Genomic DNA, 25,392 nt, shown 5'->3' with positions numbered 1-25,392 from the left:
GCAGGCATAAAGCCGCCGCCACGTCGCCATGCGCGATGAGTCGAAATATCCAGAGTGATATTCATCGTTTCTCCACCTCCTAAAATCTATTTGAAGCCAGTCGCGACCAGACGCGAGGCTTTGCTGATAAGTTTTATCGATCCGCAAGTCTCATTGAGACTTCCCAATCACAATATTCAGCTTACATGGATTACACCCAGTCCGCCACTAATTAAGTCAAAAAGTTTAAGAACTTTTTTTGAGGCGCAAAAATGCCCGGCACCGCGGCGGCGCCAGGCATTGTTGCTGTACTCTCCACAGGCCAGCGATTACTCTTCAGTGATAGCTTCCTGGGCTTCGGGCTGCTTTTCCCACCAAGCACGAAGCTGCTCTACAGCCGCCTCTTCACCCAGCGGGCCCTCGTCCAAACGCAGCTCGAGCATGAACTTGTAGGCGCGGCCGACCACGGGGCCCGGCTTGATTCCCAGAATTGCCATGATCTGCTGGCCATCCAGATCCGGGCGAATGGATTTGAGTTCTTCTTGCTCCGTGATCTGGGCGATGCGCTCCTCGAGATCATCGTAGGCAAAGGCAAGGCGGTCGGCCTTCTTGCGGTTGCGCGTGGTGACATCCGAACGGGTCAAGCGATGAAGGTGCTCGAGCAGTTCTCCAGCATCGGTGACGTATCGGCGCACCGCCGAATCTGTCCACCCGGCGTCCCCGTAGCCGTAGAAGCGCATATGCAGTTCGACCAGGCGAGCCACCGATTTGGTGGTGTCCTTGTCAAAGCGCAAGGTCCGCATGCGCGCCTTGACCAATTTTGAGCCGACCATGTCGTGGTGGCGGAAGGACACCGCGCCGCTGGGTTCAAACTTCCGAGTTGCCGGCTTGCCGATGTCGTGCATCAGGGCGGCAAAGCGCAGCACAAAGTTGGGTCCCGGAACCGGACCATCTTGATCGGTTTCCAGGGCGATGGCCTGCTCGAGCACGGTGAGCGAATGCTGGTACACATCCTTGTGCCGATGATGCTCGTCAATTTCCAGGCGCAGGGCGGAAACTTCCGGCAGCACCTTATCGGCCAGGCCGGTGTCGACCAGCAGGTTGATGCCGGCTCGAGGATCTGCGCCATTGATCAGCTTGACCAGCTCATCACGCACGCGCTCAGCGGAAATAATGTCGATGCGATCGGTCATTTCGCTCATGGCCTTGCGCACGTCTGCGCTCACTTCGATTTTCAGCTGCGAAGCAAAACGGGCAGCGCGCATCATGCGCAATGGATCATCCGAGAAGGAAATGTCCGGAGCCCCGGGGGTGCGAATCGACTGGTCCTTCAAGGAAGAGACGCCGTCAAAGGGGTCAACGAGCTCAAGGTCCGGCAGACGAAGGGCCATGGAGTTCATGGTGAAGTCGCGGCGGAACAGGTCATCGTGCAAGTTATCGCCGAAGGCGACAATCGGCTTTCGCGATTCCTTGTCATAGGCATCAGCGCGATAGGTAGTGACTTCTAGGGTATGCTCGCCCTTTTTCAGCGCGATGGTTCCGAACTCTCGTCCCACATCCCAGATGTTGTCGGCCCATCCGGAAATCACCTTGATGGTTTCCTCGGGGCGCGCGCTCGTGGTGAAGTCCAGATCCGGAGAAACCCGGCCCAAGTAGAGATCTCGAACCGGCCCGCCCACCAGGGACAACTCATGGCCTGCCGTGACGAAGCGGTCGGCCAAGTCGAAAATGACCGAAGGCAGGATTTGACGCAACGCGTCGGGTGAGGGAAGTGCATGCATAGTTACTTAAGCGTGCCAGAAATCTGGGCGAAATGCTTGAAAATGCACCGAATTCGCTTGCGAGATAACTTACTTGTCCACGTCGATAAAGCGAAGGTGGCCACTTTCTCGATAGAGTGGATTCATGAACCGACCGATCCCGTCTGCCCCAAAGCGCACTCCGTTGACTGCGTCAATGGCTCGCGCACAGGCAACGGGCGGTCACACGAGCTTGCCAACAGTGGAAGAAGTCTCTTCCGGCGGCATCGTCATCGACTTCAAAGCCCCGCAGCTTCCGGTAGCGATTATCGCCCGGTACAACCGCGGCGGTCGCCTGGAATGGTGCCTGCCCAAGGGGCACCCCGAGGGCGTGGAATCCAACGAGGAAGCGGCGATCCGCGAAATCGAGGAAGAAACCGGCATCGCCGGGAGAATCCTCGCACCATTGGGTTCGGTCGACTACTGGTTCACCGTGACAAACTATCGGGTGCACAAAACCGTGCACCATTTCCTGCTGGAAGCTACCGGCGGGCATCTGACGATCGAGAATGACCCCGACCACGAAGCCGTCGATGTTGCCTGGGTTCCCCTGGATTCCCTCGGCAAGCGCCTATCCTTCCCTAATGAGCGCCGGATCGCTGATCTGGCACGCGAGGTTCTAACAAAGCATGACTCAGGTTCCTAATTCATCTGCCGGCGCCGACCATCAACCTATGACCGGAGCCATGGACCTAGTCGCCGAACCTCCTGTGGAGCTGCATCACCAGCAAGGCAGGTCGCGCTCCAAGGTCTATGCGCTGATGGCCTCGGGCACCATGGTTTCGCGCCTGCTCGGTTTTGCCCGGACAGCGTTGCTGGCCATGGCCATCGGCTCGGTCACCTCGGTGGCCGACATTTTTGAAAAAGCCAACGTCATCCCGACCATCATCTACATGCTGCTGGCCGGTGGCGTGTTCAACGTCGTGCTGATTCCCCAGCTGATCAAGGCCTCCAAGGCCAAAGACCGAGGCGCAGCGTACACCTCCAAGCTGATTTCATTGACCGTGGTGGTGATGGGCGTCCTGACCCTGCTGCTCACCCTGGGCGCCAGGCCGCTGATCACCGCACTGACCAACAACTGGTCCGAACCGATGATCGTGCTCGGCACCGCCTTCGCATACTGGTCGCTGCCGCAGATCTTCTTCTACGGGCTCTACGCAGTCCTTGGCCAGGTGCTCAACGCCAACGGCCGATTTGCCGCCTTCATGTGGGCGCCGGCCATCAACAACATCATCCAGCTCCTGGTCATCGGCGCTTTCATCCTCACCTTTGGCGCCTACGCCTCGGGCGATCCGATGCAGGATTGGAGCTATCTGAAGACCGTGTGGCTCGCCGGCGGGGCGACCCTGGGCATCGTCATGCAGTCCCTGGTGCTGTTCTGGCCGCTGAAGAAGAGCGGGCTGAAGCTCACCCTCGACTTCGGCTGGCGTGGCATGGGCCTGCGCCACGTGGGCAAGCTGGCGATCTGGACGCTGGCCGCCATGGTCATCGGCAACCTCTCCTCGCTGCTGTACTCCAAAATCGTCTCCGGGGCGACCGCAGCGCGTGCCCAGTTGCCGGCCGAGCAGGCGGCCTCAGTCGCTGGCGAATATGCGCTGAACACATCCCAGCTGATCACCGTCTTGCCTCATTCCCTCTTCGCCCTGACCGTGGCCACGGTGCTGTTCAACGACTTCGCCCGGGCCTTCGCCGAGAAGCGCGTCTCCGATGTCGGCCAGCTGCTCAACCGAGGCATGCGCTCCACAGCCATCCCGATTGTCTTCTGCACCATCGTGTTCATTGTGCTCGCCGGCCCATTGGGGCGCCTCTTTGCCGGCTCCTCGGAAAACGCCGCCCAAGCCGCCGGTGCCCTGGGCCAGCTTTTGCTCCTGACCTCGCTGGGCCTGCCGTTCAAATCCCTGCAGTTCTTCATGCTGCGCGTGTTCTATGCCGAAGAAGATACCCGCACTCCAATGCTGATCCAGACCGCCACCGCGGCTCTCGGCCTGCTTCTTGCCTTCTCCGCCGCCGCACTGGTCGATCCGATGCATATTGCCGCGGCCATCGCTTTCATCTACGGCCTGACCAATGTGCTCGGCTGTATCGGAACCCATTACCTGGTCAAGCGCCGCTACGGCAGCTACGGTGTCACCTCGGTGATCGATACCTACGTCCGCGTGGGCTGGATGGCGACCATCGCTGGTGCGGTGGGTTCCGTGGTGCTGTGGCTGCTGGGCGGATTCAGCTTCGGTTTCGCCTACAGCTCGCTGATTAACGCCATTATTTCGATCGTTCTGGTCGCAGGAACCATGGGCGTGGTCTACATCGGATTGCTGCACAAGACCAAGGTCCCAGAGCTCCAAGGCTTCCTCGGCCCGATCCTTCGCAGAATCCCCGGATTCAAGAGCTGAGAAACCTCTGAAACTTGCTAGTGATTCTGGGCAAATTGGCACCATTTAGGTTGCACCGACAGGTAACATGACTGGTGGTGGTCTCTGTACTGCCACCGAAGAACAATCAACCCTTGGAGATGCACGTGTCGCAGCCAATCGATGTCGGCTCTGTCCTCAGCGGCCGTTACCAGGTCACTGAGACTGTCCTTTCATCAGCTGAAGGTGATTTAGTACTCGGCGGCATTGATCAGGTCCTGAACAGATCCGTCAGCATCATGGTGGCTTCGACCGATAACTCCTCGCAGCTTGCGGCCAGCGCCCGCGAAATCGCCATGGGCGAGCGCGCCTCCAACGTCCAGGTCCTGGATCTTGGCATCACCGATGCCAACCAGACCTACCTTGTCGCCAACGTGGCACGATCCTCGGATCTGCTGGACCTGGTGCTGGAATCTGATGAGGCGCCCTATGTGGAGCCGTTCTTCACCGATACCCTCGGCACCGAGATCTTTGGCGAGTCCCGCCAGTCCGTGCCTGAAACCTATGAGGACGACAGCCAGTACTACGACCAGTTGCAGTACGACGACGGGCAGCCAGAGCATCAGCGCAAGCTCGGCACTGCCTTCTCCAGCGGCTTCGCTGGCCTGAAGCACCGCTTCGGCAAGAAGAACCAAGAGGAGCCCGCAGAGGAGCAGTTTGACCAGACTGCCCCGAACGAACAGGTAGCTGCCACCACCGCCACCCCGGTCACTCCCACCGAGCAGCCGGCTACCGAAGGACAGCCAGCGGTCACCCGTTTGGACGACGAAGCCGACGAGCCAAATGTCACCGCCACTGCGGCACTTGCCGCCGCTGCCCAGTCCAAGGGAGATGCGCCGGCCGCAGCCCACCCTGAACAGCCTCAGGCCGAATCCGCCGAGAAGAAGCCAGAACAAGATCCGGCCGACGAAGAGCAGAAGCCGGCCAAGAAGAAGGGTGGCGCAGCCATTGCCGGTGCGGCAGTAGCTGGCGTAGCGGCAGGAGCAGCAGCCAAGGCATCGACCTTCCCGGCAGCAGCCAAGAATGTACCTGCCCAGAGTGCAGCGGCTCCCGTCACCGATGAGGAAGAAGAGGAAAGCAGCTCGAAGGGCACCCGCCTGCTGGTTGGCGCGGTTCTGCTGATCGTCTTGATCCTTGCCGTTGTCTTCGCTTTCAACTTCCTCGGTGGAGACAAGAACACCACCGCGGACGAGCCGAGCGAAACGACGGAAGCCTCTCAGCCCTCGGAGACCGACAAGGCCGAGGAATCCACCGAGCCGACCCTGCCCAAGCCTGAAATTGCGGACGTTTCACGTCTGGTTCCCGGCAATCAGCAGTTGAATGCGGAAACCGATGGCACCCTGTCAAACATGATCGATGGCAACGCCTCCAGCTCGTACAACACCTACACGTACACCACCAGCAACTTCGGTGGCTTCGCATCGAACATGGTCTTCATCCTCGAGCTTGAAGACGAGGCTGCGATCTCCGAGGTGAACTTGGACGGCCTGAATGCCACCGGTGGCGACTATGAGATCCTAGTCGGCGATTCCGACGATCTGGGAGATGCCAAGTCCGTAGCCAAGGGCTCGTTCTCCGGCCCATCGGTTTCCGTAACCGTGAAGGACGGCGACAAGGACTCCATGGAAGGCTCCTACGTCTTCCTGAACGTCACCGACCTGCCACGCAAGGCTTCGGGCGGCAACGAGTCGCGTCCATACGGCCTGCAAATCGGCGAGTTCTCCGCCAAGTAACAGAAGCGGAATTTTTTAGCAAAGCCATACGTTGAGGTGGATAGTGAGGTAAAGCCTCGCTATCCACCTCGCACTATTAGGACGAAAGGGTTCTACCCCCGTGACATCAGCACAGAACGACGAAATCCGCGACGTAATCATCGTCGGCTCCGGCCCGTCGGGTTATACCGCTGCGATTTACACCGCGCGTGCGAACCTGAAACCACTGGTCATCGCAGGGTCAGTCACCGCCGGCGGCGAACTGATGAACACCACGGACGTGGAAAACTTCCCAGGATTCCCCGAGGGAATCATGGGCCCGGACCTGATGGACAACATGCAGAAGCAGGCCGAGCGCTTTGGCGCCGAGATCCTCTTCGATGATGTCACCTCGATGGACCTCGCAGGCGAGATCAAGACCCTGTCCCTGGCCGACGGCACCACCTACCAGGCCCGCACCGTGATCATCTCCACCGGCTCCGCCTATCGCGAACTGGGCTTGGACGACGAGAAGCGCCTCTCCGGCCACGGTGTCTCCTGGTGCGCTACCTGCGACGGTTTCTTCTTCCGCGAGCAGAACATCGCCGTGATCGGCGGCGGCGACTCAGCCATGGAAGAAGCCCTGTTCCTGACCAAGTTCGCTGCCAAGGTCACTGTGGTGCACCGCCGCAGCGAGCTACGCGCATCGAAGATCATGGCTGAACGCGCCCTGGCGCACGAGAAGATCGACTTCGTGTGGGATTCCGAGGTCGTGGGCATCAACGGCGAGGACAAGGTTCAGAGCATCGAGCTGAACAACCTCGTCAACGGCGCCAAGAGCACCTTGGATGTCACCGGCATCTTCGTTGCCATTGGTAACGACCCACGTGTTGATCTGGTCAAAGATCAGCTCGAGCTGACTTCCGAGGGCACCATTGCCGTCGAAGGACGCACCTCGAAGACTTCGCTGCCAGGTGTATTTGCTGCCGGCGATGTTATCGATTCCACCTACCGCCAGGCAATTACCGCAGCTGCTTCCGGCTGCGCGGCTGCACAGGACGTGGAGCACTACCTGGCTAACGTCAACGAGACTGTAGCTACCGTCTAATTAGTTTTCCCAGAAAGGGGTTCTCTCTTATGAGCAACGCAAAAGCAGTAACTGAAGCAACCTTCCAGAGCGAAGTTCTGGATGCCGAAAAGCCAGTCATCGTCGATTTCTGGGCAGAGTGGTGCGGCCCTTGCCGCCAGCTGGGTCCAGTTCTGGATCAGATCGCTGAAGAGCACGCTGCCAAGGTAGACGTCGTCAAGGTCAACGTTGACGAGAACCAAGGCATCGCCGCCAAGTACGGTATCACCAGCATCCCAGCTGTTTACGTCTTCAAGGGTGGCGAGCACGTTGCTACCTCGATCGGTGCCAAGCCAAAGGCTGTCATCGAGAAGGACTTCGCAGACTACCTGTAAGTCCTACACAAGACCTGAGATAGGGACCGGCCGTCGGCCGGTCCCTTTTTCTGTGTCTGGAGGTTTCCTCATACCCTAGCTGGGGTCAGGATTGATCTGTCAGCATTTCTGAACCTGATCTGACGAATATTTGGAGATATCAAAATCGATTCTGTTGTTTTTCATGATTCTGAGGACATATTCCTATCGCTGCCCGGCTCTACAGTGATTTTCCTTCCTGCGCCTGACAAGTTGGTCTTCTCTCCCACGAGGATCATTTTCAATTCTGTTCGGCACACGACATGACCAGCAGCGGACACCTTCTAAGCCCCCCGCGGGCGAGTCTGGAACTTCAAGTTTGTGCAAACACCAAAATTTGGATCCGCCGATAAAGAGAACACCGCCTGAGAAAAATTTTCCTTTTACTCGTTTTTGCCTTTCAAGGTTCAAAGGTCACCATGGGACTTTTCAATCTTCGAGCACGCCACTTCTCAAGCGAGTCCACAAGTAAACGCCGTCGGTTGAATACTGGTCGCTAATGATGGCCGAAAAATGAACCCCAGGATAGAAACGCGATCTTTTGGCAAGATCGGTCCCTGCGACGCAGGCTCGTAGTGGGGAATATCCCAAGGCATGTATCACAAGCGGCCTCGGCCTCTACACACCATTGTCACCGAGCCTGCAGTCTTCGCCAGACTCACTAGTTACGGACGAAAACCGATCAAGACTACGTTCGATGTGTACGCCCCACGAGTGCGGGAGCTGCAAAAGTGCATCATTCTCTCCAGCGACGACGATCGCTGAAAAGATCCACTTGACCGGGCCGGAGCGTTATTTTCGGGAGCAGGTATCCATGTCCTGCCTGAGCAGCGGACTGGTCGAACCGAGCCGCCAGATAATCCCCAGAGTCGATACCGATGGCCTAACGCACCGCATCTGGAACCCTCGCCACCACGTGAATCTTGTTTCAAACCAGTCGAATTCAGATAACGGGTCTGCCGGCGGCAAGGACATCTGCAAGGCCAAAGACCCGGAGCAGTTCAAGGGGTCCCCTGGGCGCACGGTTGGAACGGTAGCCTCGGCACGATCGCGCCTCTCCTAGGGCATCGCGGATCGACGCAACCGGAACTACGAAACTCCTTGATGCCACGATCCTGATTCACCACGCTTGATGACTTCAACGAACAGTTCTGTGATTGGATGGCAACGGCCAACGCGCGTACCGTGCGTTCTTGCCGGCCATCCCATTGGATCTGATTGGTGCTGATCATGTCGCCGTGACCGCTTGCCGATATGAGCACGCAACGCTGATCTAGACGAGAGATGTATCTGCCTCGGGGTGTGGCGCCGTGTTCGTCGATCGCCGTGTACCTGCGGCATTAATTGACGGGATGCTTCACCTTGGCCAAGTCATGGCCGTGCATGATGGTTTCTACCGGTTGAAAGGCAACACTCTGATGCTTCTCTGCCGGTAACCGCGAAGCTAAGACGGGACTAGGCCGCCAAGTTCAGTGCATTTATCGACCGCCGTTGCTGTTCTGGTCCAAACTCCCTTCTCCGCAACGTTCAGGTCGCGCTTTGCCCCATGCCTATTGCGAACTCAGAAACGAGATAACTGCCTCGTGGTGTATTTTGTCGTTCTCACTATCGCGTCTTCAAAGGCTGCCGTTCTAAAGTCCGCTAGATCAAAGTTTCAGTTTCGGACACTGCCCCTCCTCCCCCACGTCTGGTACGCCCGTCATTCTCCAGTAGCCAACCTAGATCGAAAGATGGAACCGACCTAACCTCAGTCCGTGGTTCAGTTCCGCGACTCCAGTCTGGAAATCGATTATCCCCTTGATCGCCGCGTCTTCAACGCTGCCTTTCGATTTCGTTCTGTCTGCCGAAGCGGGATCACCTACAGGATTGAGTCCTCTTGGAACCTCTTCAAGTCATTCTGATCCGCTCATCAGTACCAACTCATCGACGGTGGACTGGCCGGAGGGTGTCGACCAAAACCTTTGCTAAATCTGGTTCTCGACAAAGCTAGTCAACCTGTACGGTTTCGATTTCCTGGTGCCACATCTTCGGGGAATGCCGCAATAGTCGATGGCTGCAGGTCCGAACCATTCGATGTTCGCGAGTGATCTAAGACTTGCCCATAGGGACAAATGCAATGATCGGCTCCTCCCCTACGGGAATCGTTCTCCCGAGGACGTAAAGTACCCAACCTAGCTCTACACGGACCTTGCCCGGATTGCTGCAAGATCGACTGCGCTCATCCGTGACCATAACCCTCCAAGGTCTTCCAACTGCATTAGCGAGCGAGATTTCTGGATTAGTAGCTCTGGTGCAGGCAGCTCTTGCAGATGCGCGCTCGAGCTGATGCTGTTTCATAGACCGCTCACGCCATCGCTGATCCTCCTGTCAGCAACACACGTTGCACATGGTCGCCACACCGAGGTATGCGGGTGCTAAGAGGCCTTGTAGCCTTCTCTGCGTCCCTTAAGGGACTCGTTGGGCGCTCTGAGGTGGACGTTGACGCTATACGGTCCCTGAGTGTTTGCAGTAGCCCGAGATCGATCCTTACCCCACTCCCCGCCGCTGCACCGAGGAGGCCTTCGGGAGCCACCAGTGAGCACCCTTTGTCCTGTGCCGCTCTCGTGGGACTTGTTGTCGCTTAGATGGGCACTTGTTCGGTTCATGGAAGCAGAATCAAATACACGCAGCCCTAGGAAATCGAAGTCAAGTTCTTGAATTAATACTTGGAACAATTAGGAGTCAAGGTGGAAAGCATAACTGCGTTAGCTTCGTCTAAAAGTCCTGGTTATCTGTCATCGTTGGTTCCAGCCCAGGTACGAGCCCTTTCGTGGAGATTCCCACCAGTGCCTAAAATTCCAGTAACCATTGGCATCGATACAATGCAATTCCGGAAAACTTTCATCCCTGCATACAATCAGCGGGATGCTTGGACCTGCGGCACTCGAAGTCCTGTCCTGCCAGATTCTAAATTAAGACTAAACCGAGTTGATATTGTGCACCACGTATCCTCAGCGATATCTGATCATCCTCGAACATCACGACTGTAGGAGATCTTTCGTTCCTTATCTATCGATGCTCATTTAGTTCGCCGAGTCCGTCATGTTTCACGTGAAACGGTGACCTACTGATGATTGAACTCCAATGACATCACCCAGGAGAATTGATGTTTCACGTGAAACGGAAACGCCTCTAGTCCCCAAAGTGATCCCTTCGAGTTCCCGTCGTTTCATCAAATGGTGTCCTGTTTACGTTGAACTAAACTATGAATTCTCGGCATGGGGCTCTCGGAAACCCTCGTACTGATTAGAGCCGTCGCCCAGAACTTATCAGAATAATGGCAAGTGAATGCGAATCTGAGATTGCCATCTACCTGGAGAATTATTTGATGATCAAAACAGAGCTGCATGAACTGCGGCATTCACGATTGCTTCTGTGGCCTTTCCGTAGCTAGTGATCGATCCAGGGAGCGTCAACCTTTGAAAACAGTTTGCAAGGGGGGGCGTCATGTCTAGCCACTAGCAGGAATCTCACCTGCCACTCCCCTGGCGCTAGGTCAGGTTTGCGGTACGCTGGCTACAAATGCCATCGACAACCGCCGTTCGGCATTGGGTATCTATATAACTCTCGAAAGTGAATCTGCTCCTAGACTCTGGCCCTATGTCTAAATGCCATAGCGAAAAGGATCTGCAGGAATCCAGTTTCTAAGTACCTACCCTCAGGGAAAACCACCCTCTTCCAAAGACAGTCAACGGACAAAGTCCAAGATGAATTAGAACGTCTCCTCCCGACGCTAATCAGAAGAACCAGCCTAGCAGCGCAATGTTCTGGCAACGCCGAACTGAAGGTGCATCCCTCAGAAGTTGTGACGTCGATAGGCGGAAAATTTTCTAAAGAGGGTCCACCATCTTCTTCACGACATCGATATTGCCAGTCTTCCTCAGGCATACAATCAGTAGAGTTATCCGGCTGGATGACGCAGAGTGCACAAGATCCGCAATACGATCCGTTCGCCAGCATTCGCTTTAGCATTGGCGTCGTTGCTCTGCTGACAGTCTTTACAACTGCAAGCAACGCCGCGCGAATACTTTCTCATCGTTCGAGCCTGACGCATTCATTACTCACGCCATCGAGATAAGGAATCCCAAGGCAGGTGCCTGGCAGAATTCTTTCTTGGTGCAAACTACGCGTGCAGCCCATTTCCGGATGTTGGTGCCAGGCTGGCATGCTCTAGAATTTTTCAGCGAGACTTATTCTCAGTCTCGCCTGGAACTCTGGAAACTCAACGGATTATTGGCTGGCAGGAGTTACCTAGACAGTTTCTTGTTTCACGTGAAACACCGGAATGCAGGAACGGCTATATGCACTAGTTTCAAAGGGGCTTAGCGCCCACAGCCAGCGGGAGATGGTGGGATAACTGTAACCGAGACAAAGTATTAGTCTAATGATCCAATTCCTAGAAGCGGAACAATACCGCATCTGAGTTACCTGTCTTCATCTCACAAACCGCAGTTCAACTTTGAGACGCGTCTGGGACGAGAGTCCAACTGGTCTAGGGAATATCAAATCAGGCAACTAGATTGGTCGAGCCCGACAACCCTCCCCCGGAGTCAATACGATTAATGGAGGTCTGACTTGAAGAACAATCATAGGCAAAAAGTTTCACGTGAAACATCACCAAGCGCAGACAGGGCGCATGTTTCACGTGAAACATGCGCCCTGTCTGAAGAAATTACTGCTTCATGCTTGGATCAATGACTTGCATAATACGGTTCAGGTCGTCGACCGACGCGAACTCAATACTGACCTTGCCTTTACGGCTACCCAGCTGAATCTTTACGTTGGTATCCAGGCGGTCCGCCAGAGACGTGGCAAGGAAATCGAGCCGTTCGTTTCGCTGCGTCTCCCTTGCCTTCTTGGCGGGCTTCTTGGGCTTATCGTCGCTCAAGGCTACAGCTTCTTCTGTCGCGCGCACCGAGAGCCCTTCATTGATGATGCGTTGCGCCAGCTGCTCGATGGCTTCGTTATTCGACAGACCCAGCAGAGCGCGCGCGTGTCCCGCAGAGAGTACTCCGGCAGCCACTCGGCGCTGTACCAAGGGTGGAAGCTTCATGAGGCGGATCGTATTAGAAATCTGTGACCTGGATCGCCCAATGCGATCTGAAAGTACTTCTTGAGTACAGTTAAATTCCTCCAAAAGCTGCTGATAAGCCGCAGCTTCTTCGAGTGGATTCAGCTGCGATCGGTGGAGGTTTTCAAGTAATGCGTCACGCAGAAGGTCGGTGTCCTGCGTATCACGAATGATCGCGGGAATCGTCTCTAGACCCGCTGCCTGGGTGGCACGCCAACGACGTTCACCCATTACGAGTTCGTAAGGTTCATCGTCAGACTCGCGTGATGGGCGAACTACGATGGGCTGAAGAAGTCCAATTTCTCGAATGGAATGGATGAGCTCATCCATGTGTTCCTGATCGAAATTGGAGCGGGGCTGCTTACGGTTAGGGTGGATCAGTTTTACATCAAGTTCAGCAAACTGTGCACCAGGCACTTCCACCAAACCTGATGAGTTTTCGATCGGGGACGTCGGCACGCCGTCTTTTGCCGCTGACTCCGCGCTTGCTTTGACTGGTTCTGCCGCTTTCGCGGAAGACTCTTCGGTTGAGTTCGATTTTGACGCAAGGGTCGTGTTCAAGCCGGGCATGGTAGCGCGAGGACGCTTCGCTGATTTAGTGGTCGCTGTGGCAGACTTTGGCGTTGAAGACTTGCGTCCAGGTTCGAAGAACATGTCCACGGGGCGTGATGCCTTGGCTTTACCAGGAGCCGCCTTAACCTCAGGCTTGGTTGTTTCACGTGAAACATCGTTGGTCTCTTCGAGAGACTCCGACACCGGCGAACTCGAGATAAGTGCTCCCAGTCCCCTGCCCAATCCACGCTTCTTCTCTGCCATGATTATTGCACGCCCTTTCGTCCGAACATTCAGCCCGAGACTAGTCTACTGTTTTTAGGCATTGAACCGGGGATGCTTATAGAGAGTTGGTGCAGGTGTTGCTCACCGTACTGAACTACCGAGTAGTCTCCAGAAAAACAAATATTTTCATCTGAAAATATTGGCTAGTTTGCGGAGACTAGACGCACAGGTCTAGGCGCCTCGTTCAGCCATCTCATAGGCAGCTTCGGAGTACGACAGGGCGCCGGTTGAGTTTGGATCGTAGGTGATCACAGTTTGCTGGTAGCTTGGAGCTTCCGAGATTCTTACTGACCGGGGAATGACCGCATCAAGTACTTGCTCCGGGAAGTGCTCTCGCACTTCATTGGCAACCTGAGCTGCCAGCTTGGTACGTCCGTCGTACATCGTCAGCAAGATGGTGGAAACAGTGAGCTTGGAATTCAGATGCTTCTGAATCATCTCGATGTTCTTCAGCAGCTGGCTCAAACCTTCAAGCGCGTAGTACTCGCACTGTATAGGAATCAGCACCTCACGGGCAGCCACAAAGGCGTTGACGGTAAGAAGTCCCAGGCTTGGCGGGCAGTCGATGAAGACATAGTCAAGTCGCGGCAGTCCCTCACGCTGGCGAGTACGCGCGTAATCGTCTAGCGCGCGCTGCAAGCGCTGTTCACGCGCGACCAGGGAAACGAGTTCGATCTCCGCGCCTGCCAGGTGAATGGTTGCCGGCGCAACTTGTAATGTTGGCAGGTCCGGGCACGTGGCCACAACGTCAGACAATGGAAGATCGTTGATTAGTACGTCATAGATGCTATCCACTTCGGAATGATGATCAATTCCCAAAGCGGTCGATGCGTTTCCCTGCGGATCAATGTCGATCACCAAAACGTTCAAGCCGCCCTTGGCCAATGCGGCAGCCAGGTTAACTGTGGTGGTGGTTTTACCGACGCCACCCTTTTGGTTCGAGATTGTGAAATAACGGGTTTTCTCGGGAGCTGGCACCGTTCGGGCCTCCAAAGCTTCGCGACGACGATGTTCGCTAGCTATCTGCGTAGCCAATGGCGAGGAAGAGTCACTGAAGTCAAAAGCACTATCCGACGAGCTCTTAGTCTTGGACACAGGTAAAACTCCTCCTCGTGAATTGGTGAAGCCTATGTTGATGGCTACACCGACAATGTTTCACGTGAAACATTCAAAACAAGTTACTGAGATTGCTAAATAATTTCATTCGGCAGAACTCTGCAAAATGAAGTCACCGCACACCCATAACTAGTTAACAGACTATCGCGTTGGGCTAGCCAACCTTAATGCGAACCACCGTAGTCGGCTCTGCAAGCAAATCTTCACCAATGGTCAAGACTTCAGTTTCTTTGCCGCCAAGCTTACGGATGGCCTTCGAGGCCTTATCAATCTCTTCGGCAGCCGACCGGCCCTTGATAGCAATGAGTTCCCCCTGGCCGTGCAGCAGCGGGATAGTCAGGCCGGCCAAGTTCGCCAACGCGGACACCGCACGTGCGGTAACGTAGCGTGCGTTAACCACTTCTACCATTTGCTCGGCGCGGCCGCGCATGACGGTCACGTTATCAAGGCCAAGGTCCTCGATTACTTCGGACAGCCAAATGCAGCGACGTTCCAGAGGCTCAATCAAAGTGAGCTTCAAGTCTGGGCGCGCGATGGCGAGGCATAGGCCTGGAAGGCCTGCTCCGGAGCCTACGTCAGCTACCTCGACGTCGTGCTCCATCACGGATTCAATCACTGCACAGTTGAGCACATGGCGCGACCACAAGCGTGGAACCTCACGAGGCCCAAGCAGTCCGCGCTCGATGCCTGAGGTAGCCAGATGCTGAACGTAGCGCTTGGCTAGATCCAGGCGGTCCCCGAAGATCTTTTCGGCGGCCAGGGTCTCTTCTGCAGTAAGGCTGAGATCCTCAGTCATGGTCTTGGTCCTTTAGGTCGATCATCACGCTGGTGCGTATTCTTGCTTAACTGTCCAATACCGAAACAACGATATGGCGTCGAGTTGATTCGCCTTCGGACTCCGAATGCAATCCTGCCTCGGCAATCACGTCGTGCACAAGCTTGCGCTCATATGCGCTCATTGGCTCCAAATGGACTTTTTCGCCGGTATCACGGGCATTGGCAATAGCGTCCTCGGCCAGATTCTTGAGCTGCTCTGCACGGTCTGCACGGTAGCCCCCAATGTCCAGGATCAGGCGTGAACGCTCACCAGTAGCAGTGAGAACTGCTAGCCGGGTCAGTTCCTGGAGAGCGTCAAGGGTCTCGCCGTTTTCGCCCACCAGGCTGTCCAAAGACGTGTCCTCGTCCTCGGTCACGATGGAAATGTAGGTACGTCCACCGCGAATTTCGATGTCGATGTCTCCATCAAGATCGGCGATATCAAGAAGTTCCTCGAGGTAGTCGGCAGCGACTTCGCCCTCGTCCAGAACCTCCTGTTCGTCATCGATCTGGGCTTCAAATTCTGGTGCGTCGATATTCTCAGTTGCAGTCATCGCTACTTCTTCTTCCGGCGGTTATTACGCTTTGGCTGTTCGCGCTGGCCCTTGGCAGCCTGCTGGGCAGCCTCTTCGGCAGCAGCGGCTGCATCTTCCTTCTTCACGCCTACCGGTGGCAGACCCTTTTCAGCACGGCGGGCGTTCAGCTCTCGCTCGGCCTGCGAGCCTGGCGTAGGGTTGTTGCGGATGACCCAGAACTGCTGGCACAGGGTCCACAGGTTGGTAGCGGTCCAGTAAATCAGAACACCAATAGGGAAGTTGATACCACCGATACCGAAGACCAGCGGCAGGATGTACAGCATCATCTTCTGCTGCTGCATGAACGGCCCCTCGAGGGCCTCCTTGCTCATGTTCTTGGTCATCAGCTGGCGCTGGGTGAAGAACTGGGAAGCGATCATCGCAAGGATCATGATCACGGCCACGATTACTACGGCCCAGTTGATGTTTCCGGAATTGATGGTGCCCAGGAACGTCTCGGACAGTGGAGCGCCGAGGATCTGTGCGCTGTCAAAGCTGCGGATGTCCTCAACGGACAGCGCGCCAACTGCTTGGTTGTTCTCGCTGGCATGGGAGGCGTTATTCAGTACGCGGAACAGCGCAAAGAAGAACGGCATCTGAATCAACAGCGGAAGGCACGACGACAGCGGGTTGGTCTTATGCTTCTTGAACAGCGCCTGCTGTTCCTGAACCATAGCCTGGCGCGACATCTGGTCGGTCTTGCCCTTGTACTTGGCCTGCAGCTTGCGTAGATCAGGCTGAAGGGCCTGCATGGCGCGCTGCGACTTGATCTGCTTGACGAAGACTGGAATCAGCAAGGTACGGATCAGCAACACAAGGAAGATGATCGACAGAGTCCAGGTAACGCCTGACCCTTCATCCATCCCAATCCGGGTGAACAGTTCGTGGAATGCCCACAAAACCCACGACACCGCATATGTAAACGGAGTCAATATCGTGTCTAGGAAGTTGTTCATCAGTGGTCGAGCTCCTTGCGGCCGCTATCCGCGGCGTCTTCGTCGTCGGGAATCACAGGATGATTCAGAACTATGATCCTCGGCAGTTTGCCTTCTGGCCAAATCCTTGGTCCCTCGGGAACATGATCGACGCCTCCGTGTGACCACGGATTGCACCGAAGGATACGCCAAGTGGTCAGTCCGGCACCTTTGATAACGCCGTGCTGAGTCACTGCTTCGAGCCCATAGGCAGAACAGCTAGGAAAGTATCGGCATACATCGCCATATAGTGGCGAGATGATTTTTCGGTAGATCTTGAGCATCCCGATGACGACGTTGCGTGGAATATCGATGATGAACCACAGCACACCGGTCCGGGGAGCAGAATCCTTACGCATCAGCGATCCTCGAGCTTCCGCAACGCAGCTGAAAAAGATGCGTTTATTTGGGAACGAAGTTCTTCCCACGAAAGTTCCGCAGCGCCAGGAAGGGCCCGCACGACAATGTCGATATCGCCATCTACGCGCCGAAGCTCGTGGGCAATTTCCCGCATTCGTCGTTTAGCGAGGTTCCTTTTAACGGCAATACCTACAGCCTTGGAAACTATGAATCCAAACCGGTCCCCGGCAAACTCTTCGGTTTGACGACGGCGTGCATATAGCACGACGTTCCGGCGTCCGCTTCGGACGCCGGAACGTACTGTGGCTGTAAGGTCCTGCGCTAGGCGCAGTCGCTGATTCTTTGGCAACATGTTTTTTGGACCAGCTCTTTAGTTGAGCTCGTTGAAATCATGAAGCCAACAGCTGATTAGCAAATTTATGCTGAGAGTTCGGTGCGGCCCTTGCCACGACGTGCCGAAAGGATGGCACGACCTGCACGGGTACGCATACGAAGACGGAAACCGTGCTTCTTCGAACGACGACGGTTGTTAGGCTGAAAAGTCCGCTTGCTCACGGTGACACTCCAAGACGATCTAGATGATGCGTTCTTCCCGTTGACCAGTTAACTCGATAACAACAGGTTGACGCTCGTAATTTTTTATAAAGTGCGCGTTATTTGCGGGCTCTTCGAAAATGAGCAAGTCGCAAAATGAAGCACACAGGACTGAACAACAATAGAAAAATGCGCGCCGTAGGTCAAATTGGCGCGGAACTACCACCAACAAGCCGGATCAGAAATGATGACCTGTGAATAATCTACCCCAAAGTTGTGGATTACTTCTGTGGAGAAGGAAAGAAAATTCACATGTTTACATGAAAGTGCTAGTCATCTCGAAGCTTAAAACGCACATTTTCAAGGGAAAACCCGTTTTCCACACCCTTAGGGTCAACTTTTTCCACCTGGCTGTGCATAACTGTGTGGATGATGGATAGAATCAATGGAGACGTCGTCCAAAAAACGTCGTTTTCGAGCCCTGGAAACAGGATTCGTGTGACTAACATTGCATTTTGACGAGAGTGGGGCGCCCTTAGTGAGCAGCGACGAGACCAATAGCATTGGTAGCTCCTGGCGCCAGGTAATTCGAAAGATCGAAGACGATGATCGAGTCAAGGCGCGCTACCGTGCCTTTGTATCGCTGGCGAAGCCCCAAGGTCTGATTGGCACGACTCTGCTCGTGGCAGTTCCCAATGACCTGACCCGCGACATTTTGCAGACCCAGCTGCGCGAACCGCTGGATGAAGCACTACGCGAGGTATTCCAGGACGACATTCGATGTGCCGTCAGCGTTGATCTGTCGCTGTCGGATGAAATGGATGAAGAAGTCCCTGAAGCCAATGCGCCGGCACCAGTCGCTCCGGCGGTGACCGAACCTCCGGGCCCGCGACCGCAGCCGGCACCGCAGCCGACTCCCCCATCGAACTCTCAAGAGTTCGGCCGCCTGAACCCGAAGTACATATTCGATACCTTCGTGATTGGCTCCTCGAACCGTTTCGCGCATGCCGCGGCAGTTGCCGTTGCCGAAGCACCGGCCAAGGCCTACAACCCGCTGTTTATCTACGGTGATTCCGGGTTGGGCAAGACTCACCTGCTCCACGCCATTGGCCATTACGCACGACACCTCTACAAGGGCATCCGCGTTCGCTACGTCAATTCAGAAGAGTTCACCAACGACTTCATCAACTCCATTCGTGATGATGAGGGTGCAAGCTTCAAGCAGACTTATCGCAACGTCGACATCTTGCTCATTGACGATATTCAGTTCCTGGCCAACAAGGACGCTACCCAGGAAGAGTTCTTCCATACCTTCAATGCGCTGCATAACCACAACAAGCAGGTTGTGATCACCTCTGATCTGCCGCCAAAGCAGCTGCAGGGCTTTGAGGACCGCATGCGTTCTCGTTTCGAGTGGGGTTTGCTCACTGATATTCAGCCACCAGAGCTCGAGACGCGTATTGCGATTCTGCGCAAGAAGGCCGATGCAGAAAATCTCTCGGCTCCAGGTGACGTGATGGAGTACATCGCTTCGCGCATCTCCACGAACATCCGCGAGCTTGAAGGTGCCTTGATTCGAGTCACCGCATTCGCTTCGTTGAATAATCAGTCTGTTGACCTTGCCCTGGCCGAAACCGTGCTCAAGGACTTGATCAGTGAAGACGGAGCCCAGGAAATCACCCCGTCGACGATTATCAAGCAAACAGCCGAGTACTTTGGGCTGTCCATTGATGAGCTGAACAGCAAGTCTCGAACTCGTACTTTGGTTACTGCTCGTCAGATCGCCATGTATCTGCTGCGTGAGCTTACCGACATGTCTTTGCCAAAGATCGGTGCCGAGCTTGGCGGGCGTGACCACACGACCGTGATTCACGCAGATCGCAAGATCCGAGAGCTTATGGCGGAGCGCCGAGCCATCTTTAACCAAGTCACCGAGCTAACGAACCGCATCAAGCAGAGCCAGCGGGAACACTGAATAACAAGAAACCACAGGTGTGGATAAATCTGTGGACGATCTGGTGACTACCTGCGGATAAAGGTGGCTACCCATGTGGACGTTAAAAATCGTGGAACTGAGTTTCAACAAGACCTTGGAACTCAGTGTCAGCTTCAACCACAGATTGTTCACATGCACAATCGCCGTCAGGTCTGGGGATTCAGGGCTTATCCACAGTATCAACAGGGGTTATTAACACTCCTCCTTTAAACACTTATTCATCCAAATAACGAGTCCACTCCTGACTCGCAAACCAAACCTGTTCAAAATTTGCCCTCGCAGCTCTCTCATCAACAGATGAAATTGAGGGCTGCCTTTGCATCTGCAGGACGTGGCAAGATTAGATGGAGAAAACGTGCAACTACCTGCTCTATGCTTAAGAACTTGGCGAGGGAACAACCTTCTTGGCCTGACTTAAGACTCAAGGGTGTCCGAAAGGCGGATTTTTCGTGAAGTTCAGCGTTGAAAAGGATGTATTGGCAGAAGCCGTATCCTGGACCGCACGGTCCCTGGCACAACGCCCACCCTCACCAGTACTGGCTGGCATTTTGATCACCACCCACGAAGGCCTAGTTCGCCTAGAGGGTTTTGATTATGAGATTTCTTCGCATATCGAGATTCCTGCAGATATCTCTGAGCAAGGCTCGATCCTGGTCTCAGGCAAGCTCTTGGCTGAGATCACCCGCTCATTGCCAAATTCCACGGTGACCTTGGAAACCGAGGGTTCAAAGATTTCATTGACCTGTGGCCGCTCGCGCTTCCACCTGGCCACCATGCCAGTTGATGAATACCCTACGTTGCCGGATCTTCCAGCAATTGCTGGCACCATTGATGGCCAGGCTTTCTCTGCTGCTGTTGCCCAGGTCATCGTTGCAGCTTCCAAGGATGACACTCTTCCAGTGCTTACCGGCATCAAGGTTGAGATTGAAAATGATCTGATCACTTTCCTGGCTACTGACCGTTACCGCTTGGCGCTACGTGAACTGAACTGGACTCCAAATACGTCGGAGATCTCCACCTCGTTCTTGATCAAGGCCAAGACTCTGAGCGAAGTTGCCAAGACCCTCTCGGGCGCTGGCGAACTGAAGCTGGCCATCAGCGAAAAGGGCGACATGGTTGGCTTCGAAAGCTCCAACCGCCGCACCACATCGTTGCTGATCAATGGCGAATACCCGAAGATTCGCTCGCTGTTCCCAAGCGACACCCCAATTCATGCAACGGTTCGCACCAGCGAGCTCATGGAAGCAGTACGCCGTGTATCAGTTGTTGCCGAACGCAATACTCCGGTACGCATGGCATTCACTGATGGCCAGCTGACCTTGGACGCCGGGACCGGCGAGGATGCCCAGGCTGAAGAAGCCATTGTTGCTTCCTTGCGCGGCGAGGACATTGTGGTTGCCTTCAACCCGACCTTCCTTTCTGAAGGCTTGAACTCGTTCACCACTGACTTCGTGCGCTTCTCCTTCACCAGCGCGCCCAAGCCAGCCATGCTCACGGGTCAGAAAAAGCTGGATGAAGCCGATCAGGATCAGTACCGCTACCTCGTGATGCCGGTACGCTTGCCAAACTCGAACTAGCCCAATTGCGTGGTGGATGATTTTTCATCCACCACCTCGTTTCTGTCAGGACCTCGGTGTATATATCGCAGCTTTCACTCACGAGTTTCCGCTCGTATGCGCAGGCCGACGTGCACCTGGCTCCTGGCATCAACGTGCTCATTGGCCCCAACGGTGTTGGCAAAACCAACATCGTTGAATCCATCGGCTATCTGGCTAACTTGGCTTCCCACCGAGTCAGCAACGATGCTCCCCTGCTGAATTTTGGTGCGGAACGGGCGCTCATCCGAGGCACCGTGCATCGCGGAAGCCAAACCACAACGCTAGAAGTCGAGATCACCAGCGGCAAGCTCAACCGGGCCAGGATCAACCGCGCCAATCCCGTGCGGGCACGCGAGATTCTCGGCTTGGTTAGAACCGTTTTATTTGCCCCGGAGGACTTGTCGCTGGTCAAAGGCGACCCTTCGCATCGGCGCAAGTTCCTGGACGAACTTCTTGTTGCATTGCATCCAGTAGAAGCCGGAACCAAAAGCGACTACGAACGCATCGTGAAGCAGCGCAACGCGCTGCTGAAGTCGATTCGAGGAAAATCCAAGCTCAGTTCATCGCAGGAAAACACGCTGAGGGCCTGGGACTTGCAGCTGGCGACCTGCGGTGCGCGGCTTATTCGTGGACGTCTCGATGTTCTTACGCTGATTAGGCCATATATGCAGGCGGCGTATGCCGACCTTGCCGACGGCGCCAAAGACGCAAGGGCAATCTACCGATCGTCCTTGGAGAGCGAAACCGACGAGAACAGCGTTCCCGCCGCTTCGCTCGAGGATCTGAACCAGGAAGAAATTCAAGAGCTCCTGCTCAATGCCATTGAGGCAAACCGCAGCCGCGAACTTGACCGGGGCATCTCGCTGTTTGGCCCGCATCGTGATGATCTTGCCTTGATTCTTGGCCCGACTCCGGCCAAAGGCTATGCATCCCATGGCGAAACCTGGTCCTTTGCCCTGGCCCTGCGGCTTGCTGCCTATCGCGTCTTCGGCGACGATGATCCACGCCCAGGTTCTGGACCCATCTTGATCCTGGACGACGTTTTTGCCGAACTCGACACCACTCGCCGAGACCGGCTGGCGCATATCGTTGCCGGAGCCGAGCAGGTCCTGGTCACCGCCGCAGTTGCCGAAGATGTTCCCGAAGCCCTGAAGGGACATTTCTTCCAGGTATCCCCTGGCCAGGTCGTCGATGCGTGAACCCGAAGAACGAGACGAACATCGTTTTGATCCGGAAATCGACGCTGCCACGGCATTGCTGAACCGGATGCGCAAGCTCGCCGAAGAACGCGGCGATCGACGCGTTGACGCGGCGCGAATGGAAAAGGTCCGCAAACGCCAAGCTGCCCGTCGCGGATTCGCTGCGGAAAAACCGGAATCTTCCGAGGGCGCAATTCGCGACCCGCGCGCTATTGGCGAAGTCGTTTCGCGCTTGTCCAAATCCCGCGGCTGGAATACACAGGTCGCCGTTGGGTCGGTGCTTGGTCGATGGGCTGACATCATCGGCGAAGACAATGCAAAGCACTGCAAACCGGAGTCTTTTGAGGATACGGTAGTGGTGATGCGCTGCGATACGACCGCACGCGCTGCGCAAATGCGCCTACTCAGCCACGATATTCTGAAGAAATTCGATGCAGAACTGGGGCCCGGGATCGTCACCGTGCTCAAGGTGCTCGGTCCGAATGCGCCTTCCTGGCGCCATGGGATGCGTTCGGTGGCCGGTCGTGGCCCTCGAGACACCTATGGGTGAAAATTGCTGATACGGCACATGGCGCACTAACGGACCCGGAGGGTGGATCCCCCCTCACTTGAGCTCCGAAACTGGCTCAGATGGTCAATTGCTAGCTTTATGTGGCTGATTTAGGCCACAGTAGCACCGATTATTTTGCTCTACGCGGTAGAATTAGAGGTAGTGAAATGGCGTTGCCGCGGGTTAAGCCCTGTGGCGATGCCCCTCCAGACCATGATCACCGGAGATGCTGCACTGAGTGCCGAAAGTGATCGCGCGCCAAATTCGAGGAGTTCGTAGCACCCGTGTCTACTGAAAATGCTTCACCGCAGGATCCGGCAGAAAGCCAGGTTCCCGCGGAATCGATGACTTCCAAAGTCGAACATACCTATGGCGCCCAGGATATTACCGTCCTCGAAGGACTCGAAGCGGTACGCAAACGTCCGGGCATGTACATCGGTTCCACTGGCCCTCGCGGCCTGCACCACTTGGTTTACGAAGTTGTCGACAACTCCGTCGATGAGGCATTGGCGGGATACTGCGACACCATCAACGTCACCCTGCAGGCCGATGGCGGCGTGCGTTGTGAAGACAACGGCCGAGGGATCCCCGTGGATGTGCACCCCACCGAGGGCAAGCCCACCGTTGAGGTAGTCATGACCATCCTGCACGCCGGCGGCAAGTTCGGCGGCGGCGGCTATGCCGTGTCCGGCGGCCTGCACGGCGTGGGCATTTCCGTGGTTAACGCGCTCTCGCGCCGGGTGGACACTGTCGTGCGCCGCCAGGGCCACGCATGGCGCATCAGCTTCGGCAACGGCGGCGTCACCACCAGTCCGCTGACCCAGGGCGAGGAAACCGAGCTCACCGGGACCAGCCAGACCTTCTACCCGGATCCGGAGATCTTCGAGACCACCGAATTCGACTTCGAAACGCTGCGGGCCCGCTTCCAGCAGATGGCCTTCCTGAACAAGGGCCTGCGGATCACGCTGACCGACGAGCGCATTCCCGAAAACGCCGAACCTGAAGCCGAAGTCGAAGAAGAGATCGAAAACCAGGTAGTCAAGCCGCGAACCGTGGACTACCTGTACAAGGACGGCCTGCTGGATTACGTCAAGCACCTGAACGCCGCCAAGAAGATCGAACTGGTCCACGACGAGGTTATCGCCTTCGAATCCGAGGATGCGGCCCGGGGCATCAGCGTGGAAATCGCCATGCAGTGGACCAGCGCCTACGCCGAATCCGTGCACACCTACGCGAACACCATCAACACCCATGAGGGCGGAACCCACGAAGAAGGCTTCCGTGCGGCCCTGACCGGCCTGCTCAACCGCTACGCACGCGATAACAAGATCCTGCGCGAAAAGGACGACAACCTCACCGGCGAGGACGCCCGCGAAGGGTTGACCGCAGTCATTTCGGTCAAGCTCTCCGAGCCGCAGTTCGAAGGCCAGACCAAGACCAAACTGGGCAACTCGATCGCCCGCGGATTCGTCCAGGGCGTGGTCAACGAAGAGCTCAGCGACTGGTTCGAGCGCAATCCGAACGTGGCGCGCGACATCATCCGCAAGGCACAGCTGGCCTCGCAGGCCCGCATGGCCGCGCGCAAGGCCCGCGACAACGCCCGCCGCAAGTCGCCGATGGAATCCTTCGGCATGCCCGGCAAGCTCTCGGACTGCTCCTCGAAGAATCCCGTCGAGTGCGAGGTGTTCATCGTGGAGGGCGACTCCGCAGGCGGCTCGGCCAAGCGCGGACGCGACCCGCACACCCAGGCCATCCTGCCGCTGCGCGGCAAGATCCTGAACGTGGAGCGTGCCCGCCTGGACCGCGCGCTGGGCAATGCCGAGGTGCAGGCGATGATCACCGCCTTCGGCACCGGCATCGGCGAAGAGTTCGACATGGCCAAGCTGCGCTACCACAAGATCGTGCTGATGGCCGATGCGGACGTCGACGGCCAGCACATCACCACCTTGCTGCTGACCCTGATCTTCCGCTTCATGCGCCCGCTGATCGAGCACGGCTACGTCTTCCTGGCCGCTCCTCCGCTGTACCGCATCAAGTGGTCCAACGCCCCGCACGACTACGTGTTCTCCGACAAGGAACGCGATGACTCGCTGCTGGCCGGGCAGGCCGCCAACAAGCGCCTGCCCAAGGACAACGGCATCCAGCGCTACAAGGGCCTGGGCGAGATGGACTACTCGGAATTGTGGGACACCACCATGGATCCGGAGCACCGCACGCTGCGTCAGGTCACCATGGATGACGCCGCAGCCGCAGACGAGGTGTTCTCCGTGCTGATGGGCGAGGACGTAGAGTCCCGCCGCAACTTCATCCAGCAGAACGCCAAGGACGTGCGCTTCCTGGATATCTGATCGGCCGCGCCGAAAGATCATCC

Annotated in this window: 20 protein-coding genes; 11 read left to right on the top strand and 9 right to left on the bottom strand. The window is 56.2% G+C overall.

The window, feature by feature from the left end:
• Positions 1-308 precede the first annotated feature (308 nt).
• On the bottom strand, positions 309-1,760 hold the full coding sequence (locus ACT7DV_RS05635; RefSeq protein ID WP_444661256.1) for a CCA tRNA nucleotidyltransferase: 1,452 nt from the start codon (positions 1,758-1,760) through the stop codon (positions 309-311).
• A 124-nt stretch (positions 1,761-1,884) separates the two neighbouring features.
• On the opposite strand from ACT7DV_RS05635, the gene ACT7DV_RS05630 reads away from it, so the two are divergent.
• The 6 genes from ACT7DV_RS05630 to ACT7DV_RS05605 all read left to right on the top strand — a co-directional run bounded on the left by ACT7DV_RS05630 (position 1,885) and on the right by ACT7DV_RS05605 (position 8,419).
• Positions 1,885-2,424, top strand: coding sequence for an NUDIX domain-containing protein (locus ACT7DV_RS05630; protein WP_060703222.1), 540 nt, complete (start codon positions 1,885-1,887; stop codon positions 2,422-2,424).
• Entirely contained in the window at positions 2,408-4,168 is a 1,761-nt protein-coding gene (murJ, locus tag ACT7DV_RS05625) for a murein biosynthesis integral membrane protein MurJ (protein ID WP_444661255.1), read from the top strand. Before ACT7DV_RS05630 ends, murJ begins: the two co-directional genes overlap by 17 nt.
• Before the next feature lie 125 nt (positions 4,169-4,293).
• Entirely contained in the window at positions 4,294-5,919 is a 1,626-nt protein-coding gene (locus ACT7DV_RS05620; protein ID WP_444661254.1) for a hypothetical protein, read from the top strand.
• 100 nt (positions 5,920-6,019) lie between these two features.
• Positions 6,020-6,985, top strand: coding sequence for a thioredoxin-disulfide reductase (gene trxB / locus ACT7DV_RS05615; protein WP_444661253.1), 966 nt, complete (start codon positions 6,020-6,022; stop codon positions 6,983-6,985).
• Positions 6,986-7,014: 29 nt separating this feature from the next.
• Positions 7,015-7,338: a thioredoxin gene (trxA, locus tag ACT7DV_RS05610; RefSeq protein WP_061955595.1), complete on the top strand. Its 324-nt coding sequence runs from the start codon at positions 7,015-7,017 to the stop codon at positions 7,336-7,338.
• Positions 7,339-8,272: 934 nt separating this feature from the next.
• Positions 8,273-8,419 carry a hypothetical protein gene (locus ACT7DV_RS05605; protein ID WP_444661252.1) on the top strand — a complete coding sequence of 49 codons (147 nt, stop codon included), beginning with the start codon at positions 8,273-8,275 and terminating at the stop codon, positions 8,417-8,419.
• Positions 8,420-12,067: 3,648 nt separating this feature from the next.
• Here the strand turns inward: ACT7DV_RS05605 and ACT7DV_RS05600 are convergent.
• From ACT7DV_RS05600 to rpmH, 8 genes are all read right to left on the bottom strand, one after another.
• Positions 12,068-13,282, bottom strand: coding sequence for a ParB/RepB/Spo0J family partition protein (locus ACT7DV_RS05600; protein WP_444661251.1), 1,215 nt, complete (start codon positions 13,280-13,282; stop codon positions 12,068-12,070).
• A gap of 192 nt (positions 13,283-13,474) precedes the next feature.
• The gene (locus ACT7DV_RS05595; protein WP_444661250.1) at positions 13,475-14,398 is read right to left on the bottom strand and encodes a ParA family protein; all 924 of its coding nucleotides are present in this window, start codon (positions 14,396-14,398) and stop codon (positions 13,475-13,477) included.
• Between the two features lie 175 nt (positions 14,399-14,573).
• Entirely contained in the window at positions 14,574-15,215 is a 642-nt protein-coding gene (gene rsmG / locus ACT7DV_RS05590) for a 16S rRNA (guanine(527)-N(7))-methyltransferase RsmG (protein WP_444661249.1), read from the bottom strand.
• 46 nt (positions 15,216-15,261) lie between these two features.
• On the bottom strand, positions 15,262-15,789 hold the full coding sequence (locus tag ACT7DV_RS05585; RefSeq protein ID WP_444661248.1) for a Jag family protein: 528 nt from the start codon (positions 15,787-15,789) through the stop codon (positions 15,262-15,264).
• 2 nt (positions 15,790-15,791) lie between these two features.
• Positions 15,792-16,766 carry a membrane protein insertase YidC gene (gene yidC / locus ACT7DV_RS05580; protein WP_444661247.1) on the bottom strand — a complete coding sequence of 325 codons (975 nt, stop codon included), beginning with the start codon at positions 16,764-16,766 and terminating at the stop codon, positions 15,792-15,794.
• Positions 16,766-17,143, bottom strand: coding sequence for a membrane protein insertion efficiency factor YidD (gene yidD, locus ACT7DV_RS05575; RefSeq protein ID WP_146277180.1), 378 nt, complete (start codon positions 17,141-17,143; stop codon positions 16,766-16,768). The genes yidC and yidD overlap by 1 nt, the downstream gene beginning before the upstream one ends.
• Positions 17,143-17,496: a ribonuclease P protein component gene (gene rnpA / locus ACT7DV_RS05570; protein WP_075972540.1), complete on the bottom strand. Its 354-nt coding sequence runs from the start codon at positions 17,494-17,496 to the stop codon at positions 17,143-17,145. The genes yidD and rnpA overlap by 1 nt, the downstream gene beginning before the upstream one ends.
• A gap of 65 nt (positions 17,497-17,561) precedes the next feature.
• The gene (rpmH, locus tag ACT7DV_RS05565; RefSeq protein WP_075972541.1) at positions 17,562-17,699 is read right to left on the bottom strand and encodes a 50S ribosomal protein L34; all 138 of its coding nucleotides are present in this window, start codon (positions 17,697-17,699) and stop codon (positions 17,562-17,564) included.
• A 517-nt stretch (positions 17,700-18,216) separates the two neighbouring features.
• Here rpmH and dnaA point away from each other — a divergent pair.
• From dnaA to gyrB, 5 genes are all read left to right on the top strand, one after another.
• On the top strand, positions 18,217-19,653 hold the full coding sequence (gene dnaA, locus ACT7DV_RS05560; protein ID WP_444661246.1) for a chromosomal replication initiator protein DnaA: 1,437 nt from the start codon (positions 18,217-18,219) through the stop codon (positions 19,651-19,653).
• Between the two features lie 470 nt (positions 19,654-20,123).
• Positions 20,124-21,251, top strand: a complete 1,128-nt coding sequence (gene dnaN / locus ACT7DV_RS05555) for a DNA polymerase III subunit beta (protein ID WP_060700134.1) — start codon at positions 20,124-20,126, stop codon at positions 21,249-21,251.
• A 56-nt stretch (positions 21,252-21,307) separates the two neighbouring features.
• Positions 21,308-22,471, top strand: a complete 1,164-nt coding sequence (gene recF, locus ACT7DV_RS05550) for a DNA replication/repair protein RecF (protein WP_444661245.1) — start codon at positions 21,308-21,310, stop codon at positions 22,469-22,471.
• Entirely contained in the window at positions 22,464-23,021 is a 558-nt protein-coding gene (locus ACT7DV_RS05545; protein WP_444661244.1) for a DUF721 domain-containing protein, read from the top strand. Before recF ends, ACT7DV_RS05545 begins: the two co-directional genes overlap by 8 nt.
• A gap of 344 nt (positions 23,022-23,365) precedes the next feature.
• A complete protein-coding gene (gene gyrB, locus ACT7DV_RS05540; RefSeq protein WP_206693736.1) occupies positions 23,366-25,369 on the top strand; it encodes a DNA topoisomerase (ATP-hydrolyzing) subunit B in 2,004 nt (667 codons plus the stop codon).
• Positions 25,370-25,392 lie beyond the last annotated feature (23 nt).

Source organism: Glutamicibacter sp. TV12E (genome assembly GCF_052441935.1).
Taxonomy (GTDB): domain Bacteria; phylum Actinomycetota; class Actinomycetes; order Actinomycetales; family Micrococcaceae; genus Glutamicibacter.
Note: the sequence above shows the minus strand (reverse complement) of the source record. Positions and strands in the feature narration are given on the sequence as shown.

What these genes read in the sequence shown, in the direction of transcription:
- ACT7DV_RS05630 (WP_060703222.1), top strand. Translation starts at nt 1,885, where the DNA reads ATGAACCGACCGATCCCGTCTGCCCCAAAGCGCACTCCGTTGACTGCG.
- murJ (WP_444661255.1), top strand. Translation starts at nt 2,408, where the DNA reads ATGACTCAGGTTCCTAATTCATCTGCCGGCGCCGACCATCAACCTATG.
- rsmG (WP_444661249.1), bottom strand. Translation starts at nt 15,215, where the DNA reads ATGACTGAGGATCTCAGCCTTACTGCAGAAGAGACCCTGGCCGCCGAA.
- yidC (WP_444661247.1), bottom strand. Translation starts at nt 16,766, where the DNA reads ATGAACAACTTCCTAGACACGATATTGACTCCGTTTACATATGCGGTG.
- rnpA (WP_075972540.1), bottom strand. Translation starts at nt 17,496, where the DNA reads ATGTTGCCAAAGAATCAGCGACTGCGCCTAGCGCAGGACCTTACAGCC.
- yidD (WP_146277180.1), bottom strand. Translation starts at nt 17,143, where the DNA reads ATGCGTAAGGATTCTGCTCCCCGGACCGGTGTGCTGTGGTTCATCATC.
- ACT7DV_RS05585 (WP_444661248.1), bottom strand. Translation starts at nt 15,789, where the DNA reads ATGACTGCAACTGAGAATATCGACGCACCAGAATTTGAAGCCCAGATC.
- ACT7DV_RS05545 (WP_444661244.1), top strand. Translation starts at nt 22,464, where the DNA reads ATGCGTGAACCCGAAGAACGAGACGAACATCGTTTTGATCCGGAAATC.
- gyrB (WP_206693736.1), top strand. Translation starts at nt 23,366, where the DNA reads ATGACTTCCAAAGTCGAACATACCTATGGCGCCCAGGATATTACCGTC.
- trxA (WP_061955595.1), top strand. Translation starts at nt 7,015, where the DNA reads ATGAGCAACGCAAAAGCAGTAACTGAAGCAACCTTCCAGAGCGAAGTT.
- ACT7DV_RS05600 (WP_444661251.1), bottom strand. Translation starts at nt 13,282, where the DNA reads ATGGCAGAGAAGAAGCGTGGATTGGGCAGGGGACTGGGAGCACTTATC.
- ACT7DV_RS05635 (WP_444661256.1), bottom strand. Translation starts at nt 1,760, where the DNA reads ATGCATGCACTTCCCTCACCCGACGCGTTGCGTCAAATCCTGCCTTCG.